The organism is Pseudomonas sp. NPDC090208 (assembly GCF_044746785.1).
GTDB lineage: Bacteria > Pseudomonadota > Gammaproteobacteria > Pseudomonadales > Pseudomonadaceae > Aquipseudomonas.
This window is the reverse complement of record NZ_JBIVCU010000007.1, coordinates 264,185-278,322: the sequence shown is the minus strand read 5'-3', so window position 1 is coordinate 278,322 and position 14,138 is coordinate 264,185. Positions and strand designations below refer to the sequence as shown.

General features: G+C 60.9%; 13 protein-coding genes. 7 read left to right on the top strand and 6 right to left on the bottom strand.

Annotated elements, in window-relative coordinates; genetic code table 11:
• Positions 1 to 112 precede the first annotated feature (112 nt).
• The 5 genes from ACIPL0_RS14600 to phhA all read right to left on the bottom strand — a co-directional run bounded on the left by ACIPL0_RS14600 (position 113) and on the right by phhA (position 4,621).
• Entirely contained in the window at positions 113 to 1,327 is a 1,215-nt protein-coding gene (locus ACIPL0_RS14600) for an MFS transporter (protein WP_400597175.1), read from the bottom strand.
• Positions 1,328 to 1,503: 176 nt separating this feature from the next.
• Positions 1,504 to 1,683, bottom strand: coding sequence for a hypothetical protein (locus ACIPL0_RS14595; RefSeq protein ID WP_400597176.1), 180 nt, complete (start codon positions 1,681 to 1,683; stop codon positions 1,504 to 1,506).
• A gap of 564 nt (positions 1,684 to 2,247) precedes the next feature.
• On the bottom strand, positions 2,248 to 3,444 hold the full coding sequence (locus ACIPL0_RS14590) for an amino acid aminotransferase (protein WP_400597177.1): 1,197 nt from the start codon (positions 3,442 to 3,444) through the stop codon (positions 2,248 to 2,250).
• Positions 3,445 to 3,801 carry a 4a-hydroxytetrahydrobiopterin dehydratase gene (locus tag ACIPL0_RS14585; protein WP_400597178.1) on the bottom strand — a complete coding sequence of 119 codons (357 nt, stop codon included), beginning with the start codon at positions 3,799 to 3,801 and terminating at the stop codon, positions 3,445 to 3,447. It lies immediately after the preceding gene.
• A 16-nt stretch (positions 3,802 to 3,817) separates the two neighbouring features.
• On the bottom strand, positions 3,818 to 4,621 hold the full coding sequence (phhA, locus tag ACIPL0_RS14580; RefSeq protein WP_400597179.1) for a phenylalanine 4-monooxygenase: 804 nt from the start codon (positions 4,619 to 4,621) through the stop codon (positions 3,818 to 3,820).
• Positions 4,622 to 4,897: 276 nt separating this feature from the next.
• Between phhA and ACIPL0_RS14575 the strand changes: the two genes are divergently transcribed.
• A complete protein-coding gene (locus ACIPL0_RS14575) occupies positions 4,898 to 6,451 on the top strand; it encodes a sigma-54-dependent transcriptional regulator (protein WP_400597180.1) in 1,554 nt (517 codons plus the stop codon).
• A 138-nt stretch (positions 6,452 to 6,589) separates the two neighbouring features.
• Here the strand turns inward: ACIPL0_RS14575 and ACIPL0_RS14570 are convergent, their stop codons facing one another.
• The gene (locus ACIPL0_RS14570; RefSeq protein WP_400597181.1) at positions 6,590 to 6,856 is read right to left on the bottom strand and encodes a DUF2790 domain-containing protein; all 267 of its coding nucleotides are present in this window, start codon (positions 6,854 to 6,856) and stop codon (positions 6,590 to 6,592) included.
• Between the two features lie 451 nt (positions 6,857 to 7,307).
• On the opposite strand from ACIPL0_RS14570, the gene acs reads away from it, so the two are divergent.
• The 6 genes from acs (at position 7,308) to ACIPL0_RS14540 (ending at position 14,062) form a co-directional block, all read left to right on the top strand.
• Positions 7,308 to 9,263 (top strand): acetate--CoA ligase, encoded by a 1,956-nt coding sequence (gene acs / locus ACIPL0_RS14565; RefSeq protein ID WP_400597182.1) that lies wholly within the window; start codon positions 7,308 to 7,310, stop codon positions 9,261 to 9,263.
• Positions 9,264 to 9,911: 648 nt separating this feature from the next.
• A complete protein-coding gene (locus tag ACIPL0_RS14560) occupies positions 9,912 to 10,688 on the top strand; it encodes an ABC transporter substrate-binding protein (RefSeq protein ID WP_400597183.1) in 777 nt (258 codons plus the stop codon).
• Positions 10,689 to 10,777: 89 nt separating this feature from the next.
• Positions 10,778 to 11,467, top strand: coding sequence for an ABC transporter permease (locus ACIPL0_RS14555; RefSeq protein ID WP_400597184.1), 690 nt, complete (start codon positions 10,778 to 10,780; stop codon positions 11,465 to 11,467).
• Positions 11,464 to 12,162, top strand: coding sequence for an ABC transporter permease (locus ACIPL0_RS14550; protein ID WP_400597185.1), 699 nt, complete (start codon positions 11,464 to 11,466; stop codon positions 12,160 to 12,162). The genes ACIPL0_RS14555 and ACIPL0_RS14550 overlap by 4 nt, the downstream gene beginning before the upstream one ends.
• A gap of 1 nt (position 12,163) precedes the next feature.
• Positions 12,164 to 13,276: a succinylglutamate desuccinylase/aspartoacylase family protein gene (locus tag ACIPL0_RS14545; RefSeq protein ID WP_400597186.1), complete on the top strand. Its 1,113-nt coding sequence runs from the start codon at positions 12,164 to 12,166 to the stop codon at positions 13,274 to 13,276.
• 21 nt (positions 13,277 to 13,297) lie between these two features.
• The gene (locus ACIPL0_RS14540; RefSeq protein ID WP_400597187.1) at positions 13,298 to 14,062 is read left to right on the top strand and encodes an ABC transporter ATP-binding protein; all 765 of its coding nucleotides are present in this window, start codon (positions 13,298 to 13,300) and stop codon (positions 14,060 to 14,062) included.
• The last annotated feature ends 76 nt before the right edge of the window (positions 14,063 to 14,138 follow it).

The window sequence follows — 14,138 nt, the reverse complement described above, 5'->3', positions numbered from 1 at the left end:
TCTCAATGCGAAGGAGGCTGGCAGGACGCCTTCGCGAGCAGGGCTCCCTCCCACAGGTCATCTGTCAGACCCGCAAGAGGTGTCACCGCCGTGATGTCGTGATCGGCGTCGATCAGGCTGGCACTTTTCGTTCGCGCAGCACCTGCGCCTGCTTGTACAGATACACGCTCAAGCCCAGCCCGCCCAGCGATGCCAGTGCGGCGAACAGAAAGATCGAAGCGAAGCCGAAGCCCGATGCCACCGCGCCAGCCACGGGACCGGTGATGCCCAGCGACAGGTCGATGAACAGCGAATAGGCACCCACGGCTGCGCCACGGCTGGATGCTGGCACCAGATTCACTGCCTCAACACCCAGCGCCGGAAACACCAGCGAGAAACCGAAACCGGTCAGCGCCGCACCGGCCAGCGCCAGGTTCGGACTGGGTGCCAGCCACAACAGCAGCAGGCCCAGGGTTTCCACCGACAGGCAGGCAATCGCCACGCGGAAGCCGCCGATGCGGTTGATCATGTTGCCGAACAACAGCCGCGCACCGATGAAACAGGCGCCGAACAGGCTCAGGCACAGCACCGCATTCGGCCAGGTGTGGCTGGCGTAATACAGGGTGATGAAGGTGGCGATGGTGCCGAAACCGATGGAGCCCAGCGCCAGCCCGGTGCCATGGGGCAGCACACGGCCCAGCACGTGGAGGAACGGCATGCGCTCACCGTGGACAATCGGCGCCGGGGTCTTTTTCCAGGCCAGGGAAATGCCCAGCGCCGCCAGCAGGATGATGCTCACGCCCATGCTCCACAGGCCCAGCGCGTTGACCAGCAGCACGCCCAGCGGCGCGCCGATGGCCAGTGCGCCGTAACTGGCGATGCCGTTCCAGGAAATCACCTTGGCGGTGTTTGCTGCACCGACGCGGCCGATGCCCCAGCCGATGGAGCCCGAACCGACCAGACTTTCTGCGCTGCCCAGCACCAGGCGGCCGATGAACAGGCAGACCAGGCTGACCATCGGCCAGGCGTCGAGGATGCTTGCCGCCAGCATGAAGACGCCGCTCAGGCCGCAGCCGAACAGGCCGATGATCACCGCCTTTTTCGGACCGCGGTTATCGATGATGCGACCCGCGTAGGGCCGGCTGAGCAGCGTCGCCAGATACTGCACGCTGATCACCAGCCCTGCGGTGACGGCGCCGAAGCCCAGATCGGTGTGCACATACCCCGGCAGGACCGCCAGCGGAATACCGATGTTCAGGTAGCCGATAAAGGTGAACAAAACAATGGAAACGACCTGCAGCGTGACAGCCATAGGGCGTGGGGTGGCGGCGCTCGAAGCGTCTGGCATGGGCATCAATCCACGGTTACGACAGAAGGGGACGGCGAGGAGATGAAACTGAATGAAGCGTAGACGCTTGAAAGCAAGCGATGCCGCACATGATAGCGAGGCAGGCCCGATCATGGCAGTTACAGATTGAATCAATATTGAATCAAATGCGGATTTTGCCGGGGAGGCGCTTGGAATTATTGATCCGCAGGTGCCACGAGCCGGGTGGTGATCAGCGCGGCGAGGGCGTTTTCCTGAGTGCCGAAACGGGCCAGCAGCGCTTGCTGCTTTTCCGGGCTCAGGCGTGCCCAGATCTCGATCATCTGTTCGGCGGTGCCGATCAGGGCCTGGGCCTGGGTGTCGGTGAAATCGGTCATGGTCATGGTCCCGGAGTCTTCAGCCCTTATGGAAATACACCGTAAACGACGCTCTTCCATAGGGGCTGAAAATCAGCCTTCAGCGTGGGCTTTGGGCTTTCTTGCTGTCACTGTCTTTCGCACCGGCTTTCATCTCGATCGGCTGACCGAGTTCCTGACGGGCTGCTGCGCTTTGCTGGGTTTGGCTTGGGAAGGGGAAGTTTGGGATTTCATGCATCGTCTGTCGCTCCTCACAAGTTGCTTGGTTCAGTATCGCGGACCGGCGTTGTGCACCGAGTTGCGGGGACTGTCCTGAGCTGCCGATAGGCAGCGCGTCCAAAAAACGCAGAGGGAGGATACAGCACATCAGATGACAATCAGATTTTTATGATGGCCGTTGGTCATGTAGTGGCGATTGAATCCTACAACCTGAACGGTGAAAAACGTCTTCGCTGCATGCGCGAAGCCTTGTGGGAGGGAGCCCTGCTCGCGAATGGCGGTGTGTCAGGCACACCGCTTTCGCGACCGTCGTAACCTCCGATCCCTCCCACAAGGGACCGCATCAATCGCAACGTGCGCGGTCGATCAGTCTTTACACACCGCCGCAAACGCCGCCGCCAGTGCATCCAGGCGGGTGGCGTCGATGCCGGCGACGTTGGCGCGGCCGGCGGCGACCATGTACACGCTGTGCTCGTTGCGCAGGCGGGCGACCTGATCGTCGTTCATGCCGGTGTAGGAAAACATCCCGCGCTGCACACCGATGTGGGCGAAGCGTTCGCCGAGGCCCAGCGGTGTCAGTGCTTCCACAAGCCCCTGACGCAATTGCGCGATGCGGCTGCGCATTTCTTCCACCTCATCGGCCCACAGCTGTTTCAGCTCTGGATCGCCAAGGATCTCGGCCACCACGGCGGCGCCGTGATCCGGTGGGTTGGACCACAGGTTGCGCGCGGTTGCCGACAGCTGGCTGCGCACATCCATCAGTTTTTCCGGATTGTCGGCACACACCAGCAAGGCGCCGGTACGTTCACGGTACAGACCGAAGTTTTTCGAGCAGGAACTGGTGATCAGCAGTTCCGGCAGCTCGGCGGCGAACAGGCGCACCGCCCAGGCGTCCTGTTCCAGGCCGTCGCCAAAACCCTGGTAGGCGAAGTCGATCAGCGGCAGCAGGTTGCGGCGTTTGACGATTTTCAGCACTTCCTGCCAGTCGGCATGGCTCAGATCGAAACCGGTCGGGTTGTGGCAGCAGGCGTGCAGCAGCACCACGTCGCCTTCCGGCACGGTGTTCAGGGTTTCCAGCATGGCCGGGACGTTGAGCTTGTTGTCGCTGCCCACGTACGGGTAGTGACTGACCTTCAGGCCGGCGGCGGCATAAATGGTTTCGTGGATCGGCCAGGTCGGATCGCTCAGCCAGATGCCCTTGCCCGGCAGGCAATTGGCGATGAAGTCGGCGCTCAGGCGCAGTGCGCCGGTGCCGCCCGGAGTCTGGGTGGCGCCGACACGTTTTTCCTTGATCAGTGGCGAGTCGGCGCCCATGACCAGTTCACAGATCAGCGCGCCGAAGCGCGGCTCGCCATGGCCGCCAATGTAGGTCTTGGTCGGCTGCGAATCCACCAGACGCTGCTCGGCCAGTTTCACCGCGCGCGGGATGGTGGTCAGGCCCTGCGCGTTCTTGTACACGCCAACGCCCAGGTCGAACTTGTTCGGGTTGGGGTCTTTGGCATAGGCCTGAATCAAGCCCAGGATCGGATCGTCCGGTACGCGCTGAATCTGTGAAAAATGCATTTACTTACGGCCCTCGGCGCCTGTGGCCACCTCGTCGGTTCGGGCGGCCATGATGAAATCGTTGCGGTGCAGCCCTTTGATCGAATGGCTCCACCAGGTCACGGTCACTTTGCCCCATTCGGTCAGAAGACCGGGGTGGTGACCTTCGGCTTCGGCAATTTCGCCGACCGCGTTGGTAAACGCCAGCGCAAATTTGAAATTCTTGAAGAGATAGACCTTTTCCAGCTGCATCACGCCGTCGCGGACTTCGATGTTCCAGTCGGGAATCTGGCGCAGCAGTTCCGGCAATTCGGCTTCGCTGACTTGCGGGGCGTCGGCGCGGCAGGCTTCGCAGTGGGCTTGGTTGAGTGCGGTCATTAACAGGTTCCTTGTTTTAAGCGGCGTTTGTTTTGGCTGGCTGCTGTTTTGGCGCAAAGAGCGGCGCATGCAGCCCCAGCCCGGTCGCGGTAGTGACCATGGCCATGATGTCTTCATGGGCCAGATCGAACAGACGCTTGAGGTCCGGCAGGACAAAATACAGCGGTTGCAGAATGTCGATGCGGTACGGCGTGCGCATGGCTTCGACCGGGTCGAAGGCCTGATGTTTGGGAGTCGACGACAGGCTGTACAGGGTCTCTTTCGGCGAGGAAAGAATGCCACCGCCGTAGATGCGTCGGCCCTGAGCGGTTTCCACCAGACCGAATTCAATGGTCATCCAGTACAGCCGCGCCAGATACACGCGCTGTTCCTTGGTCGCGGCCAGGCCAAGCTTGCCGTAGGTGTGGGTGAATTCGGCGAAATACGGGTTGGTCAGCAGCGGGCAGTGGCCGAAGACTTCGTGAAAAATGTCGGGTTCTTGCAGGTAGTCCAGCTCTTCTTCGGTGCGAATGAAGGTCGCCACGGGAAATCGCTTGCTGGCGAGCAATTCAAAGAAGGTCTGGAAAGGAATCAGCGCCGGCACCCGCGCGACTTGCCAGCCAGTGGTGCGTTCCAGCACCCGGTTGATCTCGCCCAGTTGCGGAATGCGCTCGTGGGGCAGGTTCAGCTGTTCGATGCCGTCGAGGTAATCCTGACAGGCGCGGCCTTCGATCACCTTCAACTGACGGGTGATCAGGGTATTCCACACCGCATGTTCGGCGTCCGGGTAGTCGATGAACCCGCTGGCATCCGGCTCTCGGGCAACGTACTGCGTGCTCATGCTGCTCTCCTGAATGGTTTGTTGTTATCTGGAGCTGATACGGATCGGTCATGCCGACCTTTCTCTATAGATAACCCGGCGCGGAGGAAGTGAGCGCGAGACGACTGGCGGTTTCAGGGCAAGAAAGGGGGTGGGTCGTAAAGAAAACGTTACGACTGAGCGTTTTTCGTTGTGAGGCTGTGCGGCGATGGCGCAGTAACAGCTGCTCGCTGTAAAGAATTCCTGACGGTAAACTTCAGGGCATTACAAAAAGTCTCCGTCATACGGGTCTCCTTCATGCGTATCAAAGTGCATTGCCAGAACCGCGTCGGCATCCTGCGCGACATTCTCGAACTGCTGGTGGCCTACGGCGTCAACGTGTCCGGCGGCGAAGTCGGTGGCGAGCATGGCGACGCCATCTATCTGCGTTGCCCGAACCTGATCAATCTGCAATTTCAGGCGCTGGTGCCCAAGTTCGAAACCATTCCCGGCGTGTTCGGCGTCAAGCGGGTCGGGCTGATTCCCAGCGAACGGCGGCACATGGAGCTGAATGCCTTGCTCGGCGCGCTGGAGTTTCCGGTGCTGTCCATCGACATGGGCGGTTCCATTGTCGCCGGCAACCGTTCGGCGGCGCAGTTGCTGGGCGTTCGCGTCGACGAAGTGCCGGGCATTCCGCTGTCCCGCTACACCGAGGATTTCGACCTGCCGCAACTGGTGCGGGCCAACCGGTCGCGGATCAATGGCCTGCGGGTCAAGATCAAGGGCGATGTATTTCTGGCCGACATCGCGCCGCTGCAATCCGAGCATGAAGACAGCGAGGCCATGGCGGGTGCGGTGCTGACTTTGCACCGCGCCGACCGTGTCGGTGAGCACATCTATAACGTGCGCAAGCAGGAGCTGCGCGGTTTCGACAGCATCTTCCAGAGCTCGAAAGTGATGGCCGCAGTGGTGCGCGAAGCCCGGCGCATGGCGCCGCTGGATGCGCCGTTGCTGATCGAAGGCGAAACCGGTACCGGCAAGGAGCTGCTTGCCCGCGCCTGCCATCTCGCCAGCCCGCGCGGACAGTCACCGATGATGGCGCTCAACTGTGCGGGCCTGTCCGAGTCGATGGCGGAAACCGAGCTGTTCGGTTATGGGCCGGGCGCGTTCGAGGGCGCGCGGGCCGAAGGCAAGCTGGGTCTGCTGGAACTGACCGCAGGCGGCACGCTGTTTCTCGACGGCGTGGCGGAAATGAGCGCGCGGCTGCAGGCGAAATTGTTGCGATTCCTGCAAGACGGTTGCTTTCGCCGGGTCGGCAGTGACGAGGAGGTGTTTCTGGACGTGCGGGTGATCTGCGCGACTCAGGTCGATCTGTCCGAGCTGTGCGCCCGGGGCGAGTTTCGCCAGGACCTGTATCACCGCCTCAACGTGCTGTCGCTGCACATTCCGCCGCTGCGCGAATGTCTGGACGGGCTGGGCCCGTTGGTCGAGCACTTCCTCGATCAGGCCAGCCGGCAGATCGGTTGCCCGCTGCCGAAGATCGCGGCGGCCGCCATGGAGCGTCTGAGCCAGTACCACTGGCCCGGCAATGTGCGGCAACTGGAAAACGTGCTGTTCCAGGCGGTGTCGTTATGCGAGGGCGGCACGGTCAAGGCCGAACATATCCGCTTGCCGGATTATGGCGTGCGTCAACCGCTGGGAGAGTTCTCTCTGGAAGGCGGTCTGGACGATATTGTCGGGCGATTTGAAAAGGCGGTATTGGAACAATTGTATTCGGCGCACCCCAGTAGCCGGTTATTGGCTAAACGATTGGGGGTGTCGCATACAACGATTGCCAACAAGTTGCGAAGTTATGGGGTGGGGCAGGATTAACTTTCACAGAAATTAATTGTAGGAGTGAGCTTGCTCGCGATAACGGTATAGCGGTCGATGTCCAGGTTGCTGATATATCGCCATCGTCGGGATGCCGCCCAGAGCAAGCTCACTCCTACAGGAAGACTGGCTGTTGTATCAACCGTTGCTGCAACCGTTGCCCATGACCAGATACTCCATCACATGGCGCTTGCCCTGAGAGTCTTCGTAAGTCATGTGCTGCGGCACGACGGCGCAGACGTTGGGGACTTCATCCACGGAAATGACCTTGGCGATGTCCAGGTGTGTCGAGTAAGTGTACGGCTCGACAGGTTGTGCTTGGCTGGAGTTTTCTTTCGGTCCTTCCTGCGCCATTGCCGCAGCGCTGAAACCACAAAGAGCCATTACAACCAGTGCAGCTTTCATTTAAATGTTTCCTCTCGGTTCTTCAGAAAGTCTGCCGGGCAGAATTCCGCCCGGCAGGGCGCACAAAACCCTTGTGAGGTTCTGCGTGAAGCCAGTTGTTAACGTGTTTAAGTTCCAGGAAAGACAAGCCGGTGTGGGGGGCTGTTAGTTGTCAATCCAGTGCCGTGGTGGCGAAACGAATTGTAGGGCGGTGCCCGGATTTCATATAGAAACCATTCTGATAAAGACTGTTAAGCATTCCTGCAACAATCGCTGTTTTTCACGGTGATTCGACCGCCCGCTCTAGTTCTTTGGTCGTAGCGCGAATATGAAGATTTGCGCAGAACCGGCCACCCAGGGCCTTTTCGGCGTTATGCTGAGGTCCGGTAAGACCATCGTCGAATGGCTTTCCCGGCCATCGGCAGATACAACGGTTTCATACAAAAACAACATTTCCACCGAGGTAAGAAAGATGAGTGCGGCTTCCCTGTACCCCGTCCGCCCTGAAGTGGCAGCCAATACGCTGACTGATGAGGCGACCTACAAGGCCATGTACCAGCAGTCGGTGGTCAACCCCGATGGCTTCTGGCGCGAACAGGCCAAGCGCCTGGACTGGATCAAGCCTTTCACCACCGTCAAACAGACCTCCTTCGACGACCACCGCGTCGACATCAAATGGTTCGCCGATGGCACGCTGAACGTTTCCTACAACTGCCTTGACCGCCATCTGGCCGAGCGTGGCGATCAGGTCGCAATCATCTGGGAAGGCGACGATCCTTCCGAAAGCCGCAACATCACCTATCGCGAACTGCACGAAGAAGTCTGCAAATTCGCCAACGCCCTGCGCGGCCAGGATGTCCACCGTGGTGACGTGGTCACCATCTATATGCCGATGATCCCCGAAGCCGTGGTCGCCATGCTGGCCTGTGCCCGCATCGGTGCGATCCATTCGGTGGTGTTCGGTGGCTTCTCGCCGGAAGCACTGGCCGGTCGCATCATCGACTGCCGCTCGAAAGTGGTGATTACCGCCGACGAAGGTCTGCGTGGCGGCAAGAGAACCGCGCTCAAGGCCAACGTCGATCGCGCCCTGACCAACCCTGAAACCAGCAGCGTGCAGAAAGTCATCGTGTGCAAGCGCACCGGCGGCGAGATCGAGTGGAACCGCCACCGTGACATCTGGTACCACGCGCTGCTGGAAGTGGCGTCGACTACCTGTGCGCCGAAAGAAATGGGCGCCGAAGAGTCGCTGTTCATCCTTTACACGTCCGGTTCCACCGGCAAGCCGAAAGGCGTGCTGCACACCACCGCCGGTTACCTGCTGTACGCCGCGCTGACTCACGAGCGCGTGTTCGACTACAAGCCGGGCGAAATCTACTGGTGCACCGCCGACGTCGGCTGGGTCACTGGCCACAGCTACATCGTGTACGGTCCGCTGGCCAATGGCGCGACCACGCTGCTGTTCGAAGGCGTGCCGAACTATCCGGACATCACCCGCATGTCGAAGATCATCGACAAGCACAAGGTCAACATCCTCTACACCGCACCGACCGCGATCCGCGCGATGATGGCTGAAGGTACCAAGGCGGTCGAAGGCGCCGACGGTTCGAGCCTGCGCCTGCTGGGTTCGGTGGGCGAGCCGATCAACCCGGAAGCCTGGAACTGGTACTACAACACGGTCGGCAACCAGAAGTGCCCGATCGTCGACACCTGGTGGCAGACCGAAACCGGCGGCATCCTGATCAGCCCGCTGCCGGGCGCCACTGCGCTCAAGCCGGGCTCGGCGACCCGTCCGTTCTTTGGCGTGATTCCGGCGCTGGTGGACAACCTCGGCAACCTCATCGAAGGCGCGGCCGAAGGCAATCTGGTGATCCTCGATTCGTGGCCGGGTCAGTCGCGCAGCCTGTACGGCGACCATGACCGCTTCGTCGATACCTACTTCAAGACCTTCCGTGGCATGTACTTCACCGGTGACGGCGCCCGCCGTGACGAAGACGGCTACTACTGGATCACCGGTCGTGTGGATGACGTGCTCAACGTTTCCGGCCACCGCATGGGTACCGCCGAGATCGAAAGCGCCATGGTCGCCCACCCGAAAGTCGCCGAGGCGGCAGTGGTCGGCGTGCCGCACGATCTGAAAGGACAGGGCATCTACGTCTACGTCACCCTCAACGGCGGCGAAGTGCCGGACGAAGCCCTGCGCATCGAGCTGCGCAACTGGGTGCGTAAAGAGATTGGCCCGATTGCCTCGCCGGACGTCATTCAGTGGGCGCCGGGCCTGCCGAAGACCCGTTCGGGCAAGATCATGCGCCGCATCCTGCGCAAGATCGCCACTGGCGAGTACGACGCGCTGGGCGACATCTCGACCCTTGCCGATCCGGGCGTAGTGGCCCATCTGGTGGAAACCCACAAGACCATGAACGTCGCCTGACGCTCAGGGCTTGAACGACGCCCCATCCGGTGAGAGCCGGGTGGGGCGTTTTAGTTTTTGTCGGGAGGCAGGACAGGTATTCAGCGAGGGTGAGGCACCGCTTTTTGTAGGAGTGAGCTTGCTCGCGATGGCGGTGTGTCAGTCAGCAAATGGGGTTCAGGGAAATCGCCTTCGCGAGCAAGCTCACTCCTACAGGGCGCGAGTTGCATGTAAAGGGGATATATATCGATTTGTTACCGCCGATTTCGCCCTGTCACCGTACGCACCACGTTGGGGCGAATCGACTCGTCGGGCATGCATTCCATCGCGCAAGCGCACCCTGAAGCCCCGCCGGACTTGCCGGATTAGAAGGCTTTGCCAATAATGGGCGCGTTATTTGCTTCGTTGATAGGTTTGCCTCAACAGGCTCTGGCACAAGCTGTCGGGGTTGTCAATCAGGTTGAACGGCTTTCTCGATGCTTCTGTAACTACTTGTCGCATTGAAGAAATATCGACTTACAGCCTGTCGCTAAAATGCCGGTCACTCGCCGAAGGCTTGTCGGGCCTCGTACCTGACGGCACCTCGCGTCGCAATTTCAGATGTTTCTTCTGCACATTGAGCGTTTCGCTCACTGCCATTTGTCGCGTTATACCGATGGAGTTCCAAGAATGAAAAAGCTCATGCTGCTGGGTGCGCTGGCGCTGTCCGTGTTGGTACAGCCTGCGTTTGCCGATGAAAAGCCACTGAAAATCGGTATTGAAGCGGCTTACCCTCCATTCGCCTCCAAAGCACCGGACGGCAGCATCGTCGGCTTCGACTACGACATCGGCAATGCCCTGTGCGAAGAGATGAAGGTCAAGTGCGTGTGGGTCGAGCAGGAATTCGACGGCCTGATCCCGGCGCTGAAGGTGCGCAAGATCGACGCCATCCTGTCGTCGATGTCGATCACCGAAGATCGCAAGAAGTCGGTCGACTTCACCAACAAGTACTACAACACCCCGGCACGTCTGGTCATGAAGCAGGGCACTGTGGTCAGCGATGCGATGACCGAGCTCAAGGGCAAGAACATCGGCGTGCAGCGCGGTTCGATCCACGAGCGTTTCGCCAAGGAAGTCCTGGCCCCGCTGGGTGCCGAAGTCAAACCGTACAGCTCGCAGAACGAGATCTACCTGGACATCGGCGCCGGTCGTCTGGACGGCACCGTGGCTGACGCGACCCTGCTGCAGGACGGCTTCCTGAACACCGACGCCGGCAAAGGCTACGCGTTCGTCGGCCCGGCCTTCACTGACGTCAACTACTTCGGTGACGGCGTAGGCATCGCGGTGCGCAAGGGCGACAAGGCCGATCTGGACAAGATCAATGCCGCCATCGCCGCCATCCGTGCAAACGGCAAGTACAAGGCGATCCAGGACAAGTACTTCAACTTCGACATCTACGGCAAGTAAGTCGAAGCTGCCCGTAATGGCGCCGTCGGTGGGTTTGCAGACCTGCTGACCGCGCCATTTTTCTATCCCGCGCTCGAGGGCCATACAACATGTTGAAAGGCTACGGAGCCGTCATCCTCGACGGTGCATGGCTGACGCTGCAGCTGGCGCTGTGCTCGATGGCACTGGCCATCGTGCTCGGCCTGATCGGCGTGGCGCTGCGCCTGTCGCCGGTGCGCTGGCTGGCCTGGCTGGGCGACCTGTATTCCACCGTCATTCGTGGCATTCCCGATCTGGTGCTGATCCTGCTGATTTTCTACGGCGGTCAGGACCTGCTCAACCGCGTCGCGCCGCTGCTCGGCCACGACGACTACATCGACCTGAACCCGCTGATGGCCGGTATCGGCACGCTGGGTTTCATTTTTGGTGCCTATCTGTCGGAAACCTTCCGTGGTGCCTTCATGGCGATCCCCAAAGGTCAGGCGGAAGCCGGCATGGCCTACGGCATGAGCCGCATGCGGGTGTTCTTCCGCATCCTGGTGCCGCAGATGATCCGTCTGGCGATTCCCGGTTTCACCAACAACTGGCTGGTACTGACCAAGGCCACCGCGCTGATTTCCGTGGTTGGCCTGCAAGACATGATGTTCAAGGCCAAGCAGGCGGCCGATGCCACCCGCGAACCCTTCACCTTTTTCCTCGCAGTCGCGGCCATGTACCTGGTCATCACCAGCGTCTCGCTGCTGGTACTGCGCTATGTCGAGAAACGCTATTCGGCCGGTGTCAGGGTGGCAGACCTATGATTTTCGATTACAACGTCGTCTGGGATAACCTGCCGCTGTACTTCGGCGGCCTGTTGATCACCCTCAAACTGCTCGCGCTGTCGCTGTTCTTCGGCTTGCTGGCGGCACTGCCGCTGGGCCTGATGCGGGTGTCGAAAGTCGCCTGGGTCAACGGCCTGGCCTGGGGTTACACCTACGTGATCCGCGGCACGCCGATGCTGGTGCAGCTGTTCCTGATCTATTACGGCCTGGCCCAGTTCGAGGCGGTGCGCGAGAGCTTCCTCTGGCCGCTGCTGTCCAGCGCCACCTTCTGCGCCTGCCTGGCCTTTGCCATCAACACCAGCGCCTACACCGCTGAAATCATCGCCGGCAGCCTGAAATCCACGCCACCGGGCGAGATCGAAGCGGCCCGCGCCATGGGCATGTCCAAGGCCAAGATGTATCGCCGCATTCTGCTGCCGTCGGCCCTGCGCCGGGCGCTGCCGCAGTACAGCAACGAGGTGATCATGATGCTGCAGACCACCAGTCTGGCGTCCATCGTCACCCTGATCGACATCACCGGCGCGGCGCGCACGGTCAACGCGCAGTTCTATCTGCCGTTCGAGGCGTACATCACCGCCGGCGTGTTCTATCTGGTCCTGACTTTCATTCTGGTGAAACTGTTCAAGCTGGCCGAGCGCCGCTGGCTCAGTTACCTCGCACCGAGGAAACACTGATATGCAACGCATCGATCATGAGCTGCCGTGGGGCAACCTCGGCACCCAACGCACGTTGAGTGTGTTCCGTTTCGGCCAGGGCGAACGCAAGGCCTACATCCAGGCCAGCCTGCACGCCGACGAACTGCCGGGTATGCGCACTGCCTGGGAGCTGAAAAAGCGTCTGGCGCAACTGGAAGAGCAGGGCCTGCTCAAGGGCGTCGTCGAGCTGGTGCCGGTGGCCAACCCGATCGGTCTGGGTCAGTTGCTGCAAGGCAACCACCAGGGGCGTTTCGACTATGCCAGCGGCAAGAACTTCAACCGCGATTTCACCGAACTGAGCGAGCCGGTGGCCGAGCGTCTGGCCGGCAAACTGGGTGACGATGCCCACGCCAACATCGGCTTGATCCGTCAGGCCATGGCCGACGTGCTGGCGCAACTGCCGCCGGCCGGCAGCGAGCTGGCGGGCATGCAGCGGGTGTTGTTGAGCCATGCCTGCGATGCCGACATCGTCCTCGATCTGCACTGTGATACCGACGCTGCTCTGCATATGTACGCGCTGCCCCAGCATTGGCCACAATGGCGCTCGCTGGCGGCGTACCTCGGCGTCAGCGTCGGCCTGCTGGCAGAAGACTCCGGCGGCAGTTCGTTCGACGAAGCCTGCTCGCTGCCGTGGCTGCGTCTGGCCAAGCGCTTCCCCGAAGCACAGATTCCGCTGGCGTGCATGTCCACCACCGTCGAGTTGGGCGGCCAGGCCAACACTGGCAAGGACGAGGCCGAGGCGTACGCCGAGGGCATTCTGGCGTTCCTCGCCGGACAGGGCCTGATCGCCGGTGAATGGCCGCAGCCGCAACACGAAGCCTGTGAAGGCATGCCGTTCGAAGGCACGGAAATGATTTATGCGCCCCACCCCGGCGTGCTGACCTTTCTGCGCCCGGCGGGTGCGTGGGTCGAGCCCGGCGAGCCGCTGTTCGAGGTCATCGACCCGCTGAACGACCGCGCCAGCACCGTCTGCGCCGGTACGGCCGGTGTGCTGTTCGCCATCGAAAAACTGCGCTACGCCCAGCCGGGCCTGTGGATGGCCAAAGTGGCAGGGCGCACGCCGCTGCGCACCGGCCGCCTGCTCAGTGACTGATTACTTGTGAGAACCGACATCATGAACAAACTGGAAGTCCAGGACCTGCACAAGTGCTACGGCAGTCACGAAGTGCTCAAGGGCGTATCGCTGACCGCCAAGGCGGGCGATGTGATCAGCATCATCGGCTCCAGCGGCTCGGGCAAGAGTACGTTCCTGCGCTGCATCAACCTGCTGGAACAGCCCAAGTCCGGCCGTATTCTGCTCAACAACGAAGAGCTGAAACTGGTGGCGAACAAGGACGGCGGGCTCAAGGCCGCCGACCCTAAACAGTTGCAGCGCATGCGCTCGCGGCTGTCCATGGTGTTCCAGCATTTCAACCTGTGGTCGCACATGACCGCGTTGGAAAACATCATCGAAGCGCCGGTCCATGTGCTCGGCGTGCCGAAGAAAGAGGCGCTGGAAAAGGCCGAGCACTACCTGAACAAGGTCGGCGTGGCCCACCGCAAGGATGCCTATCCGGGCCATATGTCCGGTGGCGAGCAGCAACGCGTGGCGATTGCCCGGGCGCTGGCGATGGAGCCTGAAGTCATGCTGTTCGACGAACCGACTTCAGCGCTCGACCCCGAGCTGGTCGGTGAAGTGTTGAAGGTCATGCAGACCCTGGCTCAGGAAGGTCGCACCATGGTCGTGGTCACCCACGAAATGGGTTTTGCCCGTGAAGTTTCCAACCAGCTGATTTTCCTGCACAAGGGCCTGGTCGAAGAGCGCGGCGACCCGCGTGAAGTGCTGGTCAACCCGAAATCCGAGCGCCTGCAGCAGTTCCTGTCCGGCAGCTTGAAGTAACGATTGGCGCTTTCGTCAACGGTGCGTTTTGTTTCAGAACAGTTCATGCTGCGCGTCACTCAAACCGCCGACATGA